The 20,272-nt window shown below is 37.1% G+C and carries 18 protein-coding genes and 3 riboswitches; of the genes, 4 read left to right on the top strand and 14 right to left on the bottom strand.

Annotated features, from left to right (window positions below):
* The first annotated feature begins 38 nt into the window (after nucleotides 1-38).
* Together PSR12_RS01405 and PSR12_RS01400 are read left to right on the top strand one after the other, a co-directional pair.
* Complete coding sequence (locus tag PSR12_RS01405) at nucleotides 39-1,199, top strand: PucR family transcriptional regulator (RefSeq protein WP_274771291.1); 1,161 nt, start codon at nucleotides 39-41, stop codon at nucleotides 1,197-1,199.
* 103 nt (nucleotides 1,200-1,302) lie between these two features.
* Nucleotides 1,303-2,199, top strand: a complete 897-nt coding sequence (locus tag PSR12_RS01400) for a DMT family transporter (protein ID WP_004227698.1) — start codon at nucleotides 1,303-1,305, stop codon at nucleotides 2,197-2,199.
* Between the two features lie 31 nt (nucleotides 2,200-2,230).
* Here the strand turns inward: PSR12_RS01400 and PSR12_RS01395 are convergent, their stop codons facing one another.
* Nucleotides 2,231-2,800, bottom strand: coding sequence for a YitT family protein (locus PSR12_RS01395; protein WP_221683361.1), 570 nt, complete (start codon nucleotides 2,798-2,800; stop codon nucleotides 2,231-2,233).
* Nucleotides 2,801-2,981: 181 nt separating this feature from the next.
* On the opposite strand from PSR12_RS01395, the gene PSR12_RS01390 reads away from it, so the two are divergent.
* Nucleotides 2,982-4,271, top strand: a complete 1,290-nt coding sequence (locus tag PSR12_RS01390) for a DUF2252 domain-containing protein (protein ID WP_221683360.1) — start codon at nucleotides 2,982-2,984, stop codon at nucleotides 4,269-4,271.
* 567 nt (nucleotides 4,272-4,838) lie between these two features.
* Here the strand turns inward: PSR12_RS01390 and PSR12_RS01385 are convergent.
* The 8 genes from PSR12_RS01385 to PSR12_RS01350 form a co-directional block, all read right to left on the bottom strand.
* On the bottom strand, nucleotides 4,839-5,360 hold the full coding sequence (locus PSR12_RS01385) for a DUF2179 domain-containing protein (protein WP_004227692.1): 522 nt from the start codon (nucleotides 5,358-5,360) through the stop codon (nucleotides 4,839-4,841).
* A gap of 308 nt (nucleotides 5,361-5,668) precedes the next feature.
* Nucleotides 5,669-6,967, bottom strand: coding sequence for a nucleobase:cation symporter-2 family protein (locus tag PSR12_RS01380; RefSeq protein ID WP_221683359.1), 1,299 nt, complete (start codon nucleotides 6,965-6,967; stop codon nucleotides 5,669-5,671).
* Nucleotides 6,967-7,551: a xanthine phosphoribosyltransferase gene (locus PSR12_RS01375; protein ID WP_221683358.1), complete on the bottom strand. Its 585-nt coding sequence runs from the start codon at nucleotides 7,549-7,551 to the stop codon at nucleotides 6,967-6,969. The genes PSR12_RS01380 and PSR12_RS01375 overlap by 1 nt, the downstream gene beginning before the upstream one ends.
* Nucleotides 7,552-7,686: 135 nt before the next feature.
* Nucleotides 7,687-7,788: riboswitch (purine riboswitch) on the bottom strand.
* A 164-nt stretch (nucleotides 7,789-7,952) separates the two neighbouring features.
* A complete protein-coding gene (locus tag PSR12_RS01370) occupies nucleotides 7,953-9,776 on the bottom strand; it encodes an APC family permease (protein ID WP_221683357.1) in 1,824 nt (607 codons plus the stop codon).
* Nucleotides 9,777-9,894: 118 nt separating this feature from the next.
* Nucleotides 9,895-10,044, bottom strand: a riboswitch (cyclic di-AMP (ydaO/yuaA leader).
* A gap of 188 nt (nucleotides 10,045-10,232) precedes the next feature.
* The gene (locus PSR12_RS01365) at nucleotides 10,233-10,757 is read right to left on the bottom strand and encodes a PepSY domain-containing protein (protein WP_221683356.1); all 525 of its coding nucleotides are present in this window, start codon (nucleotides 10,755-10,757) and stop codon (nucleotides 10,233-10,235) included.
* A gap of 90 nt (nucleotides 10,758-10,847) precedes the next feature.
* Entirely contained in the window at nucleotides 10,848-11,519 is a 672-nt protein-coding gene (locus PSR12_RS01360) for a PepSY domain-containing protein (protein WP_221683355.1), read from the bottom strand.
* Nucleotides 11,516-12,811: a HAMP domain-containing sensor histidine kinase gene (locus PSR12_RS01355; RefSeq protein ID WP_221683354.1), complete on the bottom strand. Its 1,296-nt coding sequence runs from the start codon at nucleotides 12,809-12,811 to the stop codon at nucleotides 11,516-11,518. Before PSR12_RS01355 ends, PSR12_RS01360 begins: the two co-directional genes overlap by 4 nt.
* Complete coding sequence (locus tag PSR12_RS01350) at nucleotides 12,801-13,496, bottom strand: response regulator transcription factor (protein WP_009373358.1); 696 nt, start codon at nucleotides 13,494-13,496, stop codon at nucleotides 12,801-12,803. The genes PSR12_RS01355 and PSR12_RS01350 overlap by 11 nt, the downstream gene beginning before the upstream one ends.
* A 208-nt stretch (nucleotides 13,497-13,704) precedes the next feature.
* Between PSR12_RS01350 and PSR12_RS01345 the strand changes: the two genes are divergently transcribed.
* Nucleotides 13,705-14,970, top strand: a complete 1,266-nt coding sequence (locus PSR12_RS01345; RefSeq protein WP_221683353.1) for an Nramp family divalent metal transporter — start codon at nucleotides 13,705-13,707, stop codon at nucleotides 14,968-14,970.
* 45 nt (nucleotides 14,971-15,015) lie between these two features.
* Here PSR12_RS01345 and PSR12_RS01340 read toward each other — a convergent pair whose 3' ends face one another.
* The 5 genes from PSR12_RS01340 to PSR12_RS01320 all read right to left on the bottom strand — a co-directional run bounded on the left by PSR12_RS01340 (nucleotide 15,016) and on the right by PSR12_RS01320 (nucleotide 20,002).
* Nucleotides 15,016-15,705: an ABC transporter permease gene (locus PSR12_RS01340; protein WP_221683352.1), complete on the bottom strand. Its 690-nt coding sequence runs from the start codon at nucleotides 15,703-15,705 to the stop codon at nucleotides 15,016-15,018.
* On the bottom strand, nucleotides 15,698-16,621 hold the full coding sequence (locus PSR12_RS01335) for an ABC transporter ATP-binding protein (protein WP_221683351.1): 924 nt from the start codon (nucleotides 16,619-16,621) through the stop codon (nucleotides 15,698-15,700). Before PSR12_RS01335 ends, PSR12_RS01340 begins: the two co-directional genes overlap by 8 nt.
* Nucleotides 16,622-16,752: 131 nt before the next feature.
* On the bottom strand, nucleotides 16,753-17,688 hold the full coding sequence (locus tag PSR12_RS01330; protein WP_274771285.1) for a sensor histidine kinase: 936 nt from the start codon (nucleotides 17,686-17,688) through the stop codon (nucleotides 16,753-16,755).
* Between the two features lie 4 nt (nucleotides 17,689-17,692).
* Nucleotides 17,693-18,385: a response regulator transcription factor gene (locus PSR12_RS01325; protein WP_274771283.1), complete on the bottom strand. Its 693-nt coding sequence runs from the start codon at nucleotides 18,383-18,385 to the stop codon at nucleotides 17,693-17,695.
* 153 nt (nucleotides 18,386-18,538) lie between these two features.
* The gene (locus PSR12_RS01320) at nucleotides 18,539-20,002 is read right to left on the bottom strand and encodes an amino acid permease (protein WP_221683348.1); all 1,464 of its coding nucleotides are present in this window, start codon (nucleotides 20,000-20,002) and stop codon (nucleotides 18,539-18,541) included.
* A gap of 82 nt (nucleotides 20,003-20,084) precedes the next feature.
* Nucleotides 20,085-20,261: riboswitch (Lysine riboswitch) on the bottom strand.
* Between the last annotated feature and the right edge of the window lie 11 nt (nucleotides 20,262-20,272).

Genomic DNA, 20,272 nt, shown 5'->3' with positions numbered 1-20,272 from the left:
AGCAAGAAGCTTACTACAGGAAAGGCAATGATCCACACATGAATGTAGAGAAATTTTTACAACTACCTATTACAAAAGACTTCACTGTTATTGCTGGTCACAACGGCTTACATAAAGCTGTTCAAAATGTAGAAATATTAGACTTTGAATTTTCACCTGACATCCACCATGTCAGAGATACCATCTTTACCCCCAACAGTGTTGTGTTAAGTAGTTTATTATTTGCTAAACAAAAGCCTGAGTATTTATTCAATGCTGTTAAAAATCTAATTGAGCTTGAGGCGAGTGCTTTAGCTTATAAGCCTGTTATTTTTAAGGAATTACCGAAAGAAGTTTTGTCGTATGCAGAGCAGCATAATTTCCCTATATTACGCTTTGGTGGAGATGAGTTTTTTGAGAAAATCATTTTAGAAACAATGGCTTACGCTAAGACACAGGATTATTCCTATTTTATCGAAACGATTTTACGAAGGCTAATGGAGGAAGATGTGACACAGGAGCAAATTAAATCCATTTTACAACAGCTCAATAAGCCCTTTGAAAAATATGTATTTATAGCAAATTTACGAGCTGATGACAAAATCCACCAGAGCTGGATGCGGCCCTTTAACTCGTTGGAGCCGCTATTAAAATCGGGTATGATTTGTTCTTATAAAAAAAGTCTATTTGTCATCATGACACATCCATCTCAGCAATTCCAATTTGAAAGGGTTTTACATGAATGGCTAGCATTATACGCCATACCCACTGATACCATCACTTTCGGCTATAGCAGTTGTAATGATACCCAGACTGGATTCCCAATGGCATTACGCGAAGCTTTTTTTGCCAATATTTTTGCTGAAATCGATACGCTCCCTAGCTGTCATTATAAGAATCTCGCGTCCGATTGTTTATTAATCGAGTTATACCGTAAAGATACAACATTCGCTATGGACTTTGTTACCTCCTTTTTAGCACCTCTACTTGATGATAAGGCTGATCCAGACTTAATGGAAACCGCCATAACCTACATCATTAAAAAAGGAAATATTAAGGAAGTTGCTGTAGCACAATTCTGTCATCCAAATACAATTCGCTATCGTATGGCTAAAATACGTCAGCTAGTAGCACCCATAGATAATGATTATGTTTTTTATGAACGCCTAGCTGCAGCCGTTAAATTGTACTTATTACATAGCAAAATGAACAATGACTAATCGCTTTGGAATAAGTACAAAAAAACGCCTGAATATTTAGAAATAAAATCAAATTCTATTCTTCTCTCTTATGCTATTCTATTGAAGTTAGGAGGAAGAAAACATGAAAACTTACATAGCTGATGGCATGTTACTAGTTACTGCAATCGTGTGGGGCAGTGGATTTGTTGTAACGGCCATTGCTCTAGAATATTTAACAGCTTATCAAGTAATGGCTGGCAGATTTTTATTAGCTTCAATCATATTAACCGTTTTATTTGGCGCCCGATTAAAAAAGGCTTCGAAATCAGTAATTTGGAAGGGAGCTTTATTAGGTACGATTTTGTATATAGCGTTTGCCCTTCAAACAGTCGGACTGCAGTATACAACACCTTCTAAAAATGCCTTTTTAACCGCAGTAAATGTCATTATTGTTCCTTTAATAGCATATGCCGTTTATAAACGTCGTATCGATGGCTACGAAATCATTGGTTCGATAATGGCGATTGTGGGCATTGGCTTTTTATCATTACAAGGCTCCTTGACAATGAATATAGGTGATGCCCTATCATTAGCTTGTGCTGTTGCTTTTGCCTTTGATATCTTTTGTACTAACCTTTTTGTTCAAAAGGAAGATGCCATTGCTCTAACTATTATTCAGTTTCTCACAGCTTCCTTTATAGGTGTTCTAGTTGTCATTAGCCAAGGTGAAATTCCTACGTCACTTGAAAAAGAGGCAATTTACTCTCTTGTTTATTTAGGGATTTTTTCTACGACCATAGCTTATCTTTTCCAGAATGTGGCCAATCAATATACAACTGCCACAAAAGCTGCGATTATACTATCAACTGAATCTTTTTTCGGCATGGTTTTATCCGTAATCTTCTTGCATGAAATGCTAACAAGCCGTATGGTCGTTGGTGCCGTACTTATTTTACTAGCTATACTAATTGCCGAAGTGAAACCCGCACATCCAAAAAAGAAGCTAATGAAAGCACTCGATAATCAGTCCCCCAAATAGTTTCAGTTTATACTGGAACTTTTTTTGTTTATTAAACTCGACTAGTAATAATGCTTGTCGTAATCCCCACAACTAGCACTGTAATTATAGATAATAGAAAGGTCGAGGTGGATAGAAGGAATCCGCCTATAACAATCACGATGGAATCAATAAAAAATATCAATACCCCAACATTGATACCCGTTTTATCACAGATAAATTGTGCTATCAAGTCAGTCCCCCCTGTGCTTGTCTGAAAACGCAGCATTAGACCAATACCAAAGCCTACAAGTATTCCTCCAAGAATGGCACTGTAGAGCGCATCAATTTGCACAAGATTGCGGACAGGCTTTAAAAAATCGATAATGAAGGAAGACGTTATTAAGCCATGTATACTATTGTAAAAATAGGTTTTATATTTAAACCACGCAATAATAAAAATCGGAATACTAATGATAATAATCATTAAACCAATTTGGAGCTTATATAAATAATGTAATATTAGCGCTAACCCTACTACTCCCCCATCTAAAATTTCATAGGGCGTTAAAAATAAGTTTATTCCTAACGACAATGAAATACTTCCTATTATAATGACAAGACTTTTTGTAAAGAAATACATACAACCCCCCTCCGTGTCTATGCATGTCTTATAGTATGAAAATAGGTTATTGAACATGTTATGAAATAACCTTAGATGATTAGCCATTTTTATCGAGTACATTTGCTAAATTTCTTCGAAACTTATTCAATTTATTTCCGTATATACAGATAAATTTTAAAATAACAAAGGGGATTATGATATGGAGCATGCTTTATTGGAACAAGTAAAACATACTAGAACTTTTTTAAGACAAGAACAATTGGAGACAATCTTTGAAGAGTTTGATGTTCAACGAATGCGTTTAACTGAGGTACAGCGCTTGGAGAAATACCGTAAAATGCTTGAAAGTCCATTTCGCTTTTTCCGCGGAAGTGCCTATCTCTTTTATTTTGATATGACAAAATCCGCTTCAATCTTCCATACTCCTGATAGAAAACCGACTTGGATTCAAGGTGACATGCATATGGATAACTTCGGTGCTTTTCAAAATGAAGCAGGCTCCATTGTTTTTGATGTCAATGATTTCGATGAGGGCTATGTTGGCTCTTATTTATACGATATTGTTAGAATGAGTGTTAGTATTGCGCTCTATTTAGAGGAACAAGGCTTACATAAGGTAACCCAAGAAACGGCTATTCAACATTTTCTTAACAGTTATATTGATCAGCTAAAACGATTTGAGCGTAAACAAGATGATCCTCTAACACTCATTTTTACAAAAGATAATACAAAGGGACCCGCAAAGAGGTTATTGAAAAAGCTTGAGAAACGCCAAAGGTCTTACTTCTTACAAGATATTACGTATCACAATGAAGATGGCGAACGTGCTTTTTTATGGAATGAAGAAATTCAACCAGTCACTGCTGAGGAATACAGTGCCATTTCAAACGCACTTTCTACTTATAAAATTAGGGACATAGCTTATAAGTATGGCTCTGGGACAGCTTCTATCGGTTTAAAACGTTACTATATTTTAGTGGAAGACGAAAAGGGTGCATCAGGAGTTGAAAATTTAGTGTTAGAAATGAAAGAAGTACGCACAGCCATCCCTGCCTACTTTCTTCCCTATCAGGATCTATTTTGGGATCACTATGAACACCAGGGAGCCCGTGTAGTCGGAACTCAAAAAGCCATGCACCATTTAGAGGACCCCCATTTAGCCTTTATCACGATGAATGGACAGGAATTTTATATTCGTGAACGTTCTCCTTATAAAAAGAAGATTAAGCCTAAAAACTATAAGGATATAGAGGATTACTTTACTACAACATCACTTATGGGGAAAATTGCTGCTAAAATACATGCCCGAGCTGATATCGATTATTCTCCTGTTTTTACCTATCACAGCGAGGAGGAGATTCTAAAAGCTATCGGCAAAGAACGGAATGTATTTATAGAACATACAATTTTACAAGCAATGAGCTACAAAGAAATCGTCTATACAGATTTTGACTTATTCAAAAATTGGGTTGAAACAAAATTTATGTAATATGTAAAAAAGATGGTGTCAACGGCAGAAAAAGCAACTTTGCAGGGTGAGGGGTTGATTTCCGTTCCGCCAGCGTCCTTTCCAGGGGGCGTCCGATGAGCCGCTTCACTCACTAGCGTTCGCTCCAGGGTCTCATCTGTGACGCTAATCCCCTAGGAGTGACGCTGGCTCCACTCCAATCAACCATGTGCAAAAGTGTCTTTTTCTTATCTTTCATACTAGCCGTAACGATCAAAATAGCCAATGATTTGTATAATTAGGTAGGCTCTTATTTTCAATGTGTAGTGACAACACCTCTTCATAAAGAGTAGTGAACACCTTCACTTTATTTGAAAACCTTTGCTAAAAAGTCAGTGGGTTGAAGTGGAAGGCTACTTGACTCCCGTGGGATAGCGAGATAGGCGAAGCCCTGCACGGAGCGGTAGCGGAGGAAGCGATTCGGCGCTCGCCCACAGGAAAGCAAGTAGCCTGCAACGGAAATCCATTTCTACCTTTCAATTGCCTGTTTTGTTTTTCAACACTAAAAAAGGACCTTCGCTTTTAGCGAGGGTCCTTTCATAGTGAATATTATTTTTGCTTAGCCTTCATACGAGCAAGTAAAAAGCCGCCTTTAAATGACTTAGGCTCATACGAGATAATAAACGCATTCGGTTCAAATTGCTCTACTATTTGAAAGAGCTCTCCTTCACGATTCCTCTTCGTTAAGATCTCATATTTATAGCGGTTACTATCTCGCCCTTCTCCTATATAAATCGTGACTGCAAACCCTTCGTTGCGAAGAAATTTCACAAGCTCTTCATTCTTATTTTGCGTATTAATGGTTGTATAAACATAGCCTATCGCTAGCTTTCGTTCTATTTTTGCTCCTAAAAATATACCTAATCCAAACCCAACTGCATAGACAACCATAGATAACATACTTTGCTTCCCACTGAAAACGAGTGAAAGGCCAAATACATACACCAACATCTCCAGCATCCCAAATATCGCAGCAAGGAACGTGATATTCTTTACTAAAAATATTGTTCGTAATGTTAAAAAAGGTACATATACTAATTGTAGGATTAAAATTAAAACAATACTTTGCATTTGTACTAGACCTTTCTGAGAGTAGTTTTATATAAGTATATGTTGAAAGAGAGAGTTACATGCGATTTCAACAACTCTATTTTAAATTCCCTTTTAGTTCTAATGTTAAACATTCCATATGACTGTCTAGAGTTATGTTAAAGGAACAAATTTCAACTAAAGTTATTATCAATAGTTTAAAACATACAGTCCATAACGACAAAAAAGTGGCACCTCCTCAGATCTAAATCAATAGATAAAAGTAGGTGACACTATTCTTTTCATCAAAATATGTAGAATATTTTGATGAATGTTATTTAATTATCTTTTTATACTTCCCCATGCATCGGATCTTTTTTATGCTTTGGCCCAATCATGTTGAATAAAATATTAAGGATAATCGCTGTTACAGAACCACAAACGATACCATTAGATGTTAAGATTGAAACGCTTGTTGGTAATGCATCAAAAATGCCAGGAACGACTGATACACCGACCCCTAAACTTACTGCAATCGCAGCAATCATCGCGTTTTCTGCTGACTCGTTCATAACGGGTACAAGCATACCCATACCTTGCGTAATCACCATTCCGAACATCGCTAACATTGCCGCACCTAGTACAGACGTTGGAATAATTGTTGTTAATGCTGCGATTTTTGGTAGGAAGCCTAATGCTACAAGAAGACCACCTGTGATGTAAATGACTTTACGGTCCTTAACGCCTGACATACGCGTTAGCCCCACGTTTTGTGAGAATGTTGTGTATGGGAAGGCATTGAAAATACCACCGATTACTGACGCAAGACCTTCTGAACGATAGCCGCGAGCTAAATCTTTTGAATCTAATTTTTTATTACAAATATCGCTTAATGCAAAATAGACACCAGATGATTCTACTAGGGATACCATTGCTACAAGTGTCATTGTAATAATTGCCGTTACATCAAATGTTGGCATGCCAAAGTAGAAAGGTTGCACCATGTGAAGTGCATCGGCTTCAGAAACCGGGCTAAAGTCAACTTTCCCCATGAATGCACCTAAAATTGTTCCTGCTACTAATCCAATCAGAATAGAAATGGCACGAACAAAGCCTGTAGAAAAGCGATAAACGACTAAAATGATAACCAATGTAATGAAGGCTAAGGCTACATTAGAAGCAGAAGCAAAATCCTCAGCACCTTGTCCACCTGCCATATTGTTTAATGCTACTGGTAATAAGGAAATACCGATAATTGAAACAACTGACCCTGTTACGACTGGTGGGAAGAATTTCACAAGCTTACCGAAGAAGCCCGCAATTATCATTACAATTACACCAGAGGCAATAATAGAACCATAAATGTCCGTAATACCCTGCTCTGGGTTTGTACCAATTGCAATAATTGGACTTACCGCTGTGAATGTACAGCCAAGTACTACAGGTAAGCCGATACCAATGAATTTACCTGAATAAACTTGTAAAAGTGTAGCGATCCCGCACATCATAATATCAATCGCTACTAAATACGTCATTTGTGTTGAATCGAAGCCAATTGCCCCACCGATAATCAATGGCACTAAAATGGCTCCAGCATACATTGCAAGTAAATGTTGAATCGCTAGCGCAGTCGATTTAAAGGTATTCATTACGCGCGAGCCTCCGTAGCAAATGTTACTTTGCCATCTTCAAGAGAATCTACAATTGCCAATGACTCAACGCGAACACCTTGCTCACGCAATAATTTTCCGCCATCTTGGAAGCCCTTTTCAATAACAATTCCAACTCCCACAACATTTGCACCCGCTTGTGCAGCAATATCAAGTAAGCCTTTGACAGCCTCACCATTGGCTAAGAAATCATCTACAATTAAAATATTGTCATCTTCGCTTAAGAAATTACGTGAGACTGAGATCTCATTTGTTTCATTTTTTGTGAATGAATGTACCTTTGATGAATAAAGGTTATCTGAAAGCGTTAATGATTTACGTTTACGAGCAAACACGACAGGCGCGCCAATTTCTAAGCCTAACATCACGGATGGGGCAATACCTGAAGATTCTATTGTTAAAATCTTTGTAATCACTTGATCAGAGAAACGATTTGCGAATTCATGACCAATTTCCTTCATTAGAATTGGATCAATTTGATGGTTTAAAAATGTATCAACCTTTAATACGGATGAAGATAATACTTTACCCTCTTGCATAATTTTGTCTTGTAATAACTTCATTTCTTTCATATCCTTCTTTCGTAAAAAATTATAAAAAAACGCTGAATACTTTGATTCCATTCTGCTACGAGTGGAGCAAAGCATTCAGCGCAAAAACGTCGAAATGAATAGAAAACATCATTAAAATAGAAGTTCTCTAAAAGCATTGCTACCCATAGTCGATTCATTTACGGTAAATCGGTAGAAACTTGCGAGCCCTATTCTCGCTATTATATGAGTGAATTTGTATGAAACTATCAGAATAACCAATTTATCACTTTATTCGGCAAGAGCTACTATCTCTCACCAAAAAAAGTTTGATTTTTCGGAATTTAATGGTATTCTGTAACTTTTTAATTGTAAACGTTCGTGTTTTCAATCAACGTACTGATTATAACAGACTATTTTCTAGCTTGCTAGCATTATTTTGATAAATGGAACGGTACTGTCATAATGACGACATTTCTGTGAAATAACAGTGATGTACGAATGAGAAGACTCGATTGGTTGTGTAGCATATGATGCCACCCTTTTTTCGGTAAGAATTGAGGGATAACAACCGTTACTTTATGACCTGTCTTCGTACATTGATGTTCTACTTTATCAATAAATTTAATTAATGGCTGTGTAATGCTGCGATATGGTGAATAGTAGGTAACTAATCGTACATCAGGTTGCCAGGCATTCCACTTCTCTTCAAAAGCTTTTGCATCTGCTTGGTCGAAAGCTACATAAAAGGCTATCACTTTATCAACCTTAAGTGATTTGGCATAATGTAGGGAGTTTTCAACCACCTTTGTTATACCAGCTACTGGCACAATGAAAACATTCCCCTCAATAGTAGCCAGTTCCTCATGATTTAACCTTAACTGTTCTCCAACAGCTTGATAATGTTGCTTAATGCGATGGAATACAAAAATAATAATTGGTAAAAAGATAAACACCGGCCAAACTTGAGGCATTTTTGTCACAAAAAACATCATTGCCACGATGAAAGAGATAGCGGCCCCAATTGTGTTGATCGTAAATCTTGCTACCCAGCCTTTAGGTTTTTCGCGCCACCATTTTCTCATCATCCCCGTTTGCGCTAATGTAAAGGGAATAAATACGCCTACTGCATAGAGCGGAATTAAATGCTCTGTGGCCCCGTCAAAAAGTATAATTAAAACAATGGCAGCAATACCTAGCATTAAAATACCATTTGAATAGCCAAGACGGTCCCCTCGGATTTGAAAGATTCTTGGGATAAAACCATCCTTCGATAAATTCACAGCAAGCAAGGGAAATGCTGAATACCCTGTGTTTGCGGCAAGTACTAAAATCATTGCAGTTGTCCCCTGAACAATATAATAAAGAAAATTCCGACCAACACTAGCTTCTGCTAGTTGGGAAACGACTGTTGCTTCTGCTGTTGGTGCAACGCCATAAAAATAAGCTAGACTAACAATCCCGATGAATAAAACGGCTAAAATGGCGCCCATTGCTAAAAGCGTTTTAGCAGCATTATTTGGAGCAGGATTTCTAAAATTAGGTATGGCGTTAGAAATAGCCTCTACTCCTGTTAACGCTGAGCTTCCTGATGCAAATGCCTTTAATAAAATAAATAGGCTAATCCCTGCCACTGGTGTACCAATCTTTGGATGTAACTCTGCAGGCACCGGTCCAGTTGCCACATTATAGAGCCCAATCCCGATTAGCAACAGCATAACGCCTACAAATAGATAAACTGGGTAAGCCAAGATAGAGGCTGACTCTGTTACACCTCGCAAGTTTAAAATCGTTAAGAAAATCACAAATATAATAGCAATGGGTACATTATAAGCATGAAGACTTGGAAATGCAGATGTAATGGCATCTGTCCCGGCCGACACACTTACTGCTACCGTTAAAATATAATCAACAAGCAAAGAACCCCCTGCAACAAGACCTGCATTCACGCCTAAATTTTCTCGTGATACGACATAGGCGCCTCCCCCATGTGGATAGGCGAAGATAACTTGACGATAGGATAAAATCAGTGCCACGAGTAGAATAACCACTCCAGTGGCAATAGGTAAAGAATACCAAAACGCCATTGTACCTACCGTCATCAGGACAATTAAAATTTGTTCTGGTCCATAGGCTACTGATGACAATGCATCTGATGATAATATGGCCAGTGCCTTTGTTTTACTTAGCTTTTGTTCCCCTAACGCATCGGATCTTAATGGTTTGCCGATTACATAACGTTTGAATGAGGATTTCATTGATAAACACCTTCTAGTTTCATAGAATGTGTTTCGCCTTTCTAAATTACATCAAAAAACGCCTACAAGTCATCACTAAATAAGACTTGTAGACGCTCATCCGTCTGCCAAGCTCCACTTTTCTGCTCTTAACGCTTACGAGGTTAGCTGTCGGATTCGGGCCTGAGTAGCCCTACTCCTCCATAAGGAAGAGATTCACCCCAAGAATGGCTATGCCATCCATCAAAATTGGTTCCCCCGCGTTTAGTTGCTTCAGCGATTTAGAAATTTGAAACTTTTATAATGATGTCATAGTACGCCTGCTAATTGAAAAAGTAAAGAAGAAAATTTTTTCTTTTTTGAACATATAAATAACCACTTCTTAAAGTAAATTTCCTGAATACCTAGTAAATACCCACAATAAAAACAATAAAACTGCCTTAAAGGTATGTTCTCCCTTTAAGACAGCTCATTAAATTAGTCATCAAAGCCTTGTTCAAAATCTATAATGTTTCCAGAGACTGCATCCACATCTACTTCATATTCATATTGACCGTCTTTTAATTCAATTTCATATACACCATCATCAAGCTTAATTTTTGTCACTTTACCCTTTGCTTTTGTTTGGGCTGTCTTGATAGCCTGCTCTTTTGTAATTATTTTTGTTGTAGCAGTTGTAGCAGAAATATGATCATCCCAATCATCGTCATCTAGACGTTCCTTTTTCTGCTTGAGTAATTTCCCACTATAAGCATCAAATTTTAAATCATATTCTTCTGTATCTGTATACACCTCTACTTCATAAATAGAGCTAAACTGATTTTGGTCAAATTCGATATTTGCAACTGTACCATCCACTACCGCTAGCGCTTTCTTCTCAATTTCCTGCATGGATAAGACCTTTTTTTCTTGGGCATTTCCTGATAATAAAGTCGTCGAGCCAATCGCTGCACCCACTCCAAGAGTAATTACTAGTGCTGGAATCATTATCATTTTTTTCATGTTCATCTCTCCTTTGTTTTATCTAAACTTAGCTTACCAAGTGAAGATGATAGAACTATAAGAGGAACATTAGAATCTCATGAGAATGATTTAATGATCGTCATCCCATGTTACAGACAGTACTTTTCCTGAAACAGCATGAATTTGAAATGTAGCTTCGTCCTCCTGCGTTTCAATCTCAACTAAATAGTAACCACCCTCTGAGGTTTCTTCAAAATCAACTGAATCCACCTCACCCTTTAATTGCTTAAGAGCTATTTGAATAGCCTGTTGCTCAGTAATAATAGGCTCTTCGATAGGTTGTTCTTGTGGCTCAACCTTTTTCTCTGCCAGTAGTTCGCCTGTATAACCATCAAGGGTTAAATCCTTTTGAATTTTCTCATTTTCAACACGTACAGTATAAACGGAGTCTGTAAGCATAACGCTTTCTACATCTCCATATTCCTTTTTAACCATTTGTCTGATCTGCTTTTCTGTTAATAGTAATTTACTTTGTCCTTCTTTCATGATTAGAGCAGTTACCTGTTGTGTCGTAACATCAAGTATAGCTGCATACTTGACATCCTCACGCGTAAAAAGCATCTCAAAGGTATTTCCTTGTTTTTCAACTTGTGTAACATGACCATTGTAGATAGTCTCAATATGGCGAATAGCCTCCGCTTCACTAATAGGTTGAACGTAAAAATAACGATGTTGAACAAACCAAATTACTCCACTACAAAGAAGGATAATAACAACAATTACTAACATCCACTTTTTCATTGCTGTCCCTCCTTTGGTATACATAAAGTAAAGCTTGAGCCTTCCCCTAGCTTACTTTTCACATCGATCGTTATACCTAATTGTTGTGCCAGTTCATGTGCTATTGCTAGCCCTAGCCCTGAACCACCTGTTTTACGATTACGATCCTCTGTTACACGATAAAAACGCTCAAATAAATGAGGAATATGCTCGATTGGAATACCAATACCAAAATCTTGGATGGTAATACGTACATGATTGGTTGTTTCAGTGGCTTGAATACGTACTTCATCCTCACTATATTTCCTAGCATTATCCAGCAAAATAAAAAGTAGTTGCTTCAATATTTTTTCATCACTATAAATAAACTTTGGAATCTGCTCATCAATTCTAAATGTTCGATGATAAGCCTGTTCCATTTGTAAAGCTACTTTATTTAAGAACGGGGCAAGCTCTAGTTGTTCGAAATGAACGTCCAATTGTTCTTTGTTTTTAGCTAGTTCTAGCAATTGCAATACCATTTCATGCATACGAGATGATTCATTGGCAATAGCTTGCAAGGATTCCTGAGCAACCTCCCGATTATCAAACCCCCTCCTTAGGAGTAGTTTTGCATAGCTTTCAATGACAGTTATAGGAGTTTTTAATTCATGGGAGGCATTTGATACAAATTCTTGTTGCTTCTGATAATGTTGTTCAAGCTTCTCCATCATCATATTAAAAGTGCGGTTAATGTTTGTTAATTCGTCCCCACCTTTTTCTGTGGTATCTATTTTTTCATATTTCCCAGTAGATGCACTTTTGCGCATGGTCTCATTTAAACGTTCTAACGGTAATAAAATAAGTCGCCCAAGTACCAAGCTCGCTAGGAAAATAGGAATCGATGCCACAACAGATACAACAACTAAGATGACCTTTAACAAATCTAATGTCCGTTCTACTTCTTCCATAGATTGCTGCAATGTTATGTCCACCACCGTTCCGTCGATCCAAATGGCAGGCATTGTGTAGGTAATAGAAGGGACCTCTTGCATTTCAAGTGTAGCCTGAACCTTCGTTTTCAAAAGTTCACCATCATAAATATAAACGGCACCATCTGTTGGCATATAGGCTCTTAATACTTGCTGTAGGTTGGTTTGTGCATTTAACTGACTCAGTGTAGAGCTTAACTCATTTGCCCGTGACTGAAGCTGATTATATTCCGTATCATAGGCAAATTTCTCATATAACAAATAAATTCCACTATTTGTTGCCACTACTATAACTAGCATAAGCAATGTTGTTAGTAGATGGATTTTTGTTTTAAGTCTCATAACTATGTTCCTTTAGCACATATCCAACACCTCGAATTGTCTGGATAAGAGGTGTTGGATTAGCAGCCTCAAGCTTTTGTCGTACATAACGTATATAAACATCCACAACATTTGTATCCCCATAATAATCATAGCCCCACACAGCCTCTAATATTTGCTCCCTTGTCAGTACTTGTTTAGGATGCTTTAGTAAATAGAACAACAAATCATACTCACGAGGTGTCAGCTGAATTTCCTTATCAAAATATACAACTTCCCTTGTTTGCTCGTTTATCGATAAATGGCCAAATGAAAGTGCAACTTGCTTTGGGCTTACCTTCTGCGAAAACCGTAATGCATTGCGAATTCGTGCCAGTAGCTCCTCAATTTCAAAAGGCTTTGTCACATAATCATTGGCTCCTAAATCCAAGCCCTTTACCTTATCCTCTACCTCGCTTTTGGCAGTTAGCATGATAACAGGTGTTTGAGATTCTGTTGCACGAATACGCTTTAGCACATCAATACCGCTCATCTCAGGTAGCATGATATCAAGTAAAATTAAATCCCATTGCTGCTCACGGTATTGTAGTAAGCCTTCTGTTCCGGTATGGGCCATTGCTGCCTCATATCCTTCAAATTGAAGCTCCAGTTGTAGCACTCTCGCAATATTTTCTTCATCTTCTATAATTAAAATTCGATGTGTCATGTCGAATCCGTCCTTCGCCTTTTCTTTTCATCGTATACGATACAAGTGGTGAAAGTCTAATTAGAAAATGATGAGAATGGCACATACTTATAGAAGGATAAAGCAAACCACTTCACTTTTTTTATTCCTAGCGTTAGAATACTAATATCTTATTTTCCTATAGGAAACTTTATTTCATTGATGATACTTTTTGAAACGAGGGAACAATATGGTTTACAAACGAGTCACAAAATCGTCAGCAGAGGCGGTTTTAGATGGAGATATAAGAGGTTGGCGAAGATTTTTACCATTTTTAGGACCTGCTTTCATTGCAGCAGTCGCCTATATCGATCCTGGTAATTTTGCTACAAATATTACAGCAGGCTCTCAATACGGCTACCTGCTACTTTGGGTTATAGCCTTTTCTAATTTAATGGCTGTGTTAATTCAGTCTCTGTCTGCCAAGCTTGGGATTGCGACAGGAAAAAATTTACCTGAAGTCGCACGCGAGCATTTTTCTAAAAAAACTTCTATCTTTTTGTGGATACAGGCAGAATTGGTCATCATTGCCACTGACCTCGCGGAATTTATCGGAGCAGCATTAGGGCTTTATTTACTTTTCAATATCCCAATGCTTCCCGCCGCATTAATTACAGCAGTGGGTTCATTTGCTATTTTAGAGCTGCAAAGAAGAGGATTTAGAGCCTTTGAAGCAGGTATTTCTGGCATGGTTTTAATTGTTGTATTGGCATTTGCCTTTCAAACATTTTTAGCGCAGCCAGCATGGGGCGATGTAGCGATCGGCATGTTCACGCCACACTTTGAAGGTGTAGATTCACTATTATTAGCAACAGGTATTTTAGGTGCAACCGTTATGCCTCATGCTATTTACTTACATTCCTCTTTAACACAAAGTCGTATTATTGGTCGGAATGAGGCAGAAAAAAAACGTATTTTCCGTTTTGAATTTATCGATATTATCATCGCTATGATTATTGCTGGTGCCATCAATATGAGTATGCTCATAATTGCCGCAGCAGTATTCCATACCCAAGGCGTTGTAGTTGAAGATTTAGATGTTGCCTATAATGGCTTAAAAGATGCGCTCGGCCCACTGGCTGCCATTTCCTTTGGTCTTGGTTTACTTATTGCAGGGCTTGCTAGTTCCTCTGTAGGGACTTTAGCCGGTGACGTAGTGATGCAGGGCTTCATTCAAAGAAAAATACCTCTTTATTTACGTAGAGCGATTACCATGGTGCCACCACTTGCAATCATTGCCTCTGGTGTGAATGCTACCTATGCTTTGGTTCTTAGTCAGGTTGTTTTATCATTTGGTATTTCCTTTGCACTTGTCCCTCTTGTTATGTTTACAAGTAAACGAGACATCATGGGAAGCCTAGTTAATCACCGTATTACAACTGTTTTAGGTTGGTTTGTCGTAGTCATTGTTGTTACGTTAAACATTTACTTACTGTGGGAAACAATTTTTGGATAACAAAAAGCCAGGTACTCTAGGAATGAGCACCTGGTATCTTTTTGATTAAACATCCACCTTTTCGATATTTCTAATGGCTAAATAAGCAATACCCAGTCCCACGATTGCTAAAGTAATTGGAATAATAATTATATCGTTTAAAGTAAAGTTACCTGAATTTGACGAAGTGACAGACACAATTATAATAGATGAAATGATAGTTGTCGGTATAGAGTATTTTCTCATCCCAAAATACAATGGGATTAAAGCTATGCCTGAGGCAGCTATCGCATTCATCAATACAGAAGGTATATGCTGAATAATTAAAGAACTTGATAGTACATCTGGAATTAATTCATATCGATCGCTTACGACACAAAAAATGGCTGTAATAAGAGCATTGGAGATAATGATCATACTGAAAGTAAATAGCATGACAATAGCAAGCTTTGCGACCATTAATTTCTTTCTACTTATCGGATACATAAAGGCTAATGTAATGGTTTTAAATTTATATTCTCCGATGATTAACTTAGCTATTAACGTAGAAGCAAAAATAATAAAAACTGCTCTTACAAATGAATCAATGACACTTAAAGCAACCTTGTAATTTTCAAGCCCTGGATCTCCTTCTACTTTAGAAATAAATAAAATCATAAACAGAAACCCGAGAATGACTAAATTAGCAATGATAGCTCCTCTAACATATGATCCTAAATGGAACTTTTTCATTTCTAAACGCATTAAATTAAGCATGAACAACGCCTCCATTGATTAGCTTTAAGAAATAATCCTCTAATGAACTTGTTTTTTTACTAATCTCTTCAATCTCAACGTCATGTTCAATTAATGCTCTTGATAGGCTTTGTTGGGATACAGTTGAGTCGTATATACGTATAGAGTTATCATCCATCAGCTTAAAATTAGTAATGTTTAATTCGTTTTCAATAATAAACGCTGCCTTTTTCCCATCACTTACGATCACTTCGGTATAATTGACCTGATCACGATTAATAGTATCCATTGCTACCTCAGTGATGAGCCTTCCATTCTTAATAACACCTATTGTATCGACCAATTGTTCTATTTCAGCCAAAATATGACTTGAGATAATAATGGTTATGCCGTACTCCTTACAAAGCATCTTGAAAAGCTCTCTTAACTCCTTTATTCCTACTGGGTCCAATCCATTAATTGGTTCGTCTAATATAAGTAACTCTGGCTTTGTAATAATGGCCCTTGCAATGCCTAATCTCTGCTTCATCCCTAGAGAAAAATCTTTAACCTGCTTATTCTCTGTATTCGTTAACTTTACTAAGTTAAGAACATGTGCAATTTCTTTCTTATCATAATAACCCATGTATTCACAATGTAATTCTAGGGTCTCACTAGCCGTTAATTTTTCATAAAAAATAGGATATTCAATAATTGTCCCCATTCTTTTTAGTATTTCATAGGATTTGTCGGTCAATTTCTCCCCTAATATTTCTACATCTCCACTTGTAGGCTTCGTTAGATTAGTTAGCATCTTCATAACAGTGGTTTTACCTGCACCATTGGGACCTAAAAATCCATAAATCTCTCCCTTCTTAACGTTCATATTGACAGCAGAAACAACTTCCTTTCCATCGTACACTTTCGTAAGCTGATTTGTTTTTACAATGTATGTCATGTAATTCGCTCCCTCAATTGTGACTAGCTTCATTATAAAAAATGAAACTCTCTATTTTATTACTGCATTCTTACAAATTTCTTAAGTAAAAAAGCCTGCAAAGCATTAAAGCTCTACAAGCACAACTGGATTCAATACATCATTCGTTTTAGCGAAATGGTAAAAGTAGTTTTTTCATTAGGAATACTCGATAACCGGATGGAGCCATTCATTATTTCTACTAGCCGCTTTGTAATCGTTAGTCCCAAACCACTGCCTTGAAAAGATTTATTTCGAGAATCCTCAAGTGTATACATCCTTTCAAATACGCTATCGATATGATATTCATCAATACCCTTGCCACAATCCCACACATCAATACCAATATTGGCTTCTTCATGTCTTACGGTAATTCCAATTACATTGCCATCTGCTCCATATGCAATAGCATTAGACAGTAGATTGTTTAGAACCCTATTTAATGCTTCTTCATTACCAAGGGCATACATGGGGCTTGCAGGAATATCAATATTAATATCTAATCCCATTGAAGTAACCAGATCGTAAAAAGACAAAATATTTTTACGGCATATTTCACTGACATTGATTTTAGTGATTGGGTAATCTGTATCTCCAGCCTCTAATTTCGCCAAGTCAAAAAATGTATGGATAATTTTTAACACTTCTAATGTTTTAGCATGTACACCTGTAAGTAATCGTTGGCGTTCTTCGTCACTCATCGCATTTTGAAGTTGAAGCATTTCAATATAGCCAAGTACAACGGTTAAAGGTGTTTTAAGATCATGCGAAATATTGGCCAACATCTTTTTCATGGAATTTTCCATTTTTCGATGTGTAGCCTGGATTTTTTGATGTTGATCTAGCAACGTATTCAGTTTAATAAGTAACTGTTGAATTTCTGAATTTGTAGTTGTTACTAGAATCTTTTCATACGTCTGTTCATTCACAATTACGTGTAGTTTACTATGAATGTATTGGATAGCGCGTTCTTGTTCCCTCTTGACTTTCCATTGAAAAATTAGGACCTCGATTAGCAATACAATTATTATTAATAGAAATATCATCATATTTTTATCCCTCAAACTTATAGCCGATTCCCCATAGAGTTTTAATATACTGAGGATTTGATGGATCATCTTCTATTTTTTCACGTAGTCTTCTAATATGTACATTTATAATATTTTCATCTCCGTAATAGGCATCTTTCCATATCATCTGATAAATTTGCTCTTTGGTAAAAACCCTGTGACGATTTGTCACAAACAATTTTAAAATGGAAAATTCCTTTGATGTCAGCTTTATCTCTTGTCCGCTCTTTGTTATTGAGAAATTAACGATATCTATCTTTAAATTATCAATTTCGAGGACCTCTTGCTTTTGTTCAGCTTGACTAGAGTATTTCGTAGCTCTTCTGATAACAGCCTTTACACGTGCTGAAAACTCCAGCATAGAAAAAGGTTTAGCAATATAATCATCTGCCCCCAATCCTAAGCCCAATGCTTTATCAACATCACTGTCTTTTGCAGACATAATAATGATAGGAAGTGCTGCCTGCTCTCTAATAATCTTTAATACTTCCAAACCATTTAATTTAGGAATCATAATATCTAAGATGACCAAATCAAAGGTATTTTGCAAACAATTATGTAATGCCTCTTCGCCATTAGTCGCTGTTGTGACATTGAAACCTTCCATCGTTAAGTAATTATCAACCATTTCACGAATGGCTTCATCGTCTTCTACCAGTAAGATATGTTTTTTCACTATCATGCACCTCTCCTATCAAAACCCAATTTCCATATGTATATTACATTACCATATTTATGATGTTTGATTAGAGAGATTTTGTTTATGAGTGTTGAAAAAAGAACTGCCCCATAAACCATCGCTCTTAGGTTTACAGAACAGCTCTATTATTTAATCTTCAACTTTTAAATCACAATCTTTAAGTGGAAGCATTTTTGTTTTGTGCTTTATTTTATAGCCCAACCATAATGCTAAAAATAATGGAATCCCAATATACGAAACAAGGATACCGTACCAATCAATCTTATCGCCTGTAAAGGCTGTGTAATTTTGTCCAATGACTACAATCATACAAACTGTAAAAGCAAATAGTGGTCCAAACGGATATAATTTGGCTTTATAAGGTAATAATCTTGGATCTAAGCCCTGTGCATCAAACGCTCGGCGGAAACGATAATGACTAAACGCAATACCTAGCCATGCAATAAAGCCAGACATTCCAGAAGCATTTAATAGCCAGATATAAACCACTCCATCGCCAAAGAAGGATGCCAAAAATGCTAAACAGCCTACAGCTAATGTTGCCATAAGTGCATAAATCGGAATACCTCTACGACTTAGCTTTGCAAAAAATTTAGGTGCATGTCCATCCACTGCTAATTGCCATAGCATACGAGAAGATGCATATAGTCCTGAATTTCCTGCTGACAGCATAGCCGTTAAAATAATGGCATTCATTAAAGAAGCAGCAAAGGCAATACCTAGACGGTCAAACACTAGTGTAAAGGGTGATACTGCGATATCTTCTGATAACAAACGTTCGTCTGTAAATGGAATCAACATCCCGATTGCACCAATCGCTAAAATATAAAACAAAAGAATACGCCAAAATACAGATTTAACAGCCTTCGGAATATTTTTACCAGGATTATCTGTTTCACCAGCTGTAATTCCTAGTAATTCTGTCCCTTGGAATGAAAATCCTGCAGCTAGGAAAATACCAAATGTAGCAAGGAAGCCACCATGGAATGGCCCATCACTAACAAAGAAATTAGTAAAACCTACAGGAGCCTGCCCACCTAAAATACCAAAAATCATTAGTAAGCTAATGATAATAAAAACAATAACCGTTGCTACTTTAATCATGGCAAACCAATATTCACTTTCACCATAACTTTTTACGGATAGTAAATTAAACGTCAATACAACAGCAATAAATAATACTGTCCAAAGTGCTGATGAGCTATCTGGGAACCAATATTTCATAATTAATGACACAGCAGCAATTTCGGCAGCAATGGTGATTGCCCAGTTATACCAGTAGTTCCAGCCTAATGCAAAGCCCAAAGCGGGATCTACAAATTTGGTTGCATACGTACTAAATGAACCTGATGATGGCATATAGGCAGCCATTTCCCCTAAGCTTGTCATTAAAAAATACACCATAATACCGATTAAAGCATAGGCAAGCAATGCTCCCCCAGGCCCTGCCTGAGCAATAGCACCTCCACTGGCTAAAAATAGCCCCGTACCAATTGTACCGCCTAAAGAAATCATTGTAATATGACGGCTTTTTAATTCTTTTTTCAGCTTCGGCGCTTTATGTCCGAGCTGATTTACTTTTATTTCACTCACGATATAGCTTCCTTCCTATTTATGAGGCAAAAAAATGCCATCACATATACACTGTGATGGCTACGTTAATCCTCAGTTTTTCCTACATGATAGCTCAACACGTTGTACAAACGTGACAGTTCTGTTCCTTTCGGAGACAGCCCCAGCATGAGGTTTTCAAGTCCCCTCACACTTCGGCAATATTTCCTTTCAGCTAATCTCATCAATGCTTGTCATTTCAATTAGCATACTTATAAATATCGCGACCTCTACCTCAATACAAACATGAGG

Source organism: Lysinibacillus sp. G01H, from assembly GCF_028872195.1.
Classification (GTDB): Bacteria; Bacillota; Bacilli; order Bacillales_A; family Planococcaceae; genus Lysinibacillus; species Lysinibacillus capsici.
Note: the sequence above shows the minus strand (reverse complement) of the source record. Positions and strands in the feature narration are given on the sequence as shown.

Coding starts and splice junctions, on each gene's coding strand:
- PSR12_RS01405 (WP_274771291.1), top strand. CDS start 39: ATGAATGTAGAGAAATTTTTACAACTACCTATTACAAAAGACTTCACT.
- PSR12_RS01400 (WP_004227698.1), top strand. CDS start 1,303: ATGAAAACTTACATAGCTGATGGCATGTTACTAGTTACTGCAATCGTG.
- PSR12_RS01395 (WP_221683361.1), bottom strand. CDS start 2,800: ATGTATTTCTTTACAAAAAGTCTTGTCATTATAATAGGAAGTATTTCA.
- PSR12_RS01390 (WP_221683360.1), top strand. CDS start 2,982: ATGGAGCATGCTTTATTGGAACAAGTAAAACATACTAGAACTTTTTTA.
- PSR12_RS01385 (WP_004227692.1), bottom strand. CDS start 5,360: ATGCAAAGTATTGTTTTAATTTTAATCCTACAATTAGTATATGTACCT.
- PSR12_RS01380 (WP_221683359.1), bottom strand. CDS start 6,967: ATGAATACCTTTAAATCGACTGCGCTAGCGATTCAACATTTACTTGCA.
- PSR12_RS01375 (WP_221683358.1), bottom strand. CDS start 7,551: ATGAAGTTATTACAAGACAAAATTATGCAAGAGGGTAAAGTATTATCT.
- PSR12_RS01370 (WP_221683357.1), bottom strand. CDS start 9,776: ATGAAATCCTCATTCAAACGTTATGTAATCGGCAAACCATTAAGATCC.
- PSR12_RS01365 (WP_221683356.1), bottom strand. CDS start 10,757: ATGAAAAAAATGATAATGATTCCAGCACTAGTAATTACTCTTGGAGTG.
- PSR12_RS01360 (WP_221683355.1), bottom strand. CDS start 11,519: ATGAAAAAGTGGATGTTAGTAATTGTTGTTATTATCCTTCTTTGTAGT.
- PSR12_RS01355 (WP_221683354.1), bottom strand. CDS start 12,811: ATGAGACTTAAAACAAAAATCCATCTACTAACAACATTGCTTATGCTA.
- PSR12_RS01350 (WP_009373358.1), bottom strand. CDS start 13,496: ATGACACATCGAATTTTAATTATAGAAGATGAAGAAAATATTGCGAGA.
- PSR12_RS01345 (WP_221683353.1), top strand. CDS start 13,705: ATGGTTTACAAACGAGTCACAAAATCGTCAGCAGAGGCGGTTTTAGAT.
- PSR12_RS01340 (WP_221683352.1), bottom strand. CDS start 15,705: ATGCTTAATTTAATGCGTTTAGAAATGAAAAAGTTCCATTTAGGATCA.
- PSR12_RS01335 (WP_221683351.1), bottom strand. CDS start 16,621: ATGACATACATTGTAAAAACAAATCAGCTTACGAAAGTGTACGATGGA.
- PSR12_RS01330 (WP_274771285.1), bottom strand. CDS start 17,688: ATGATGATATTTCTATTAATAATAATTGTATTGCTAATCGAGGTCCTA.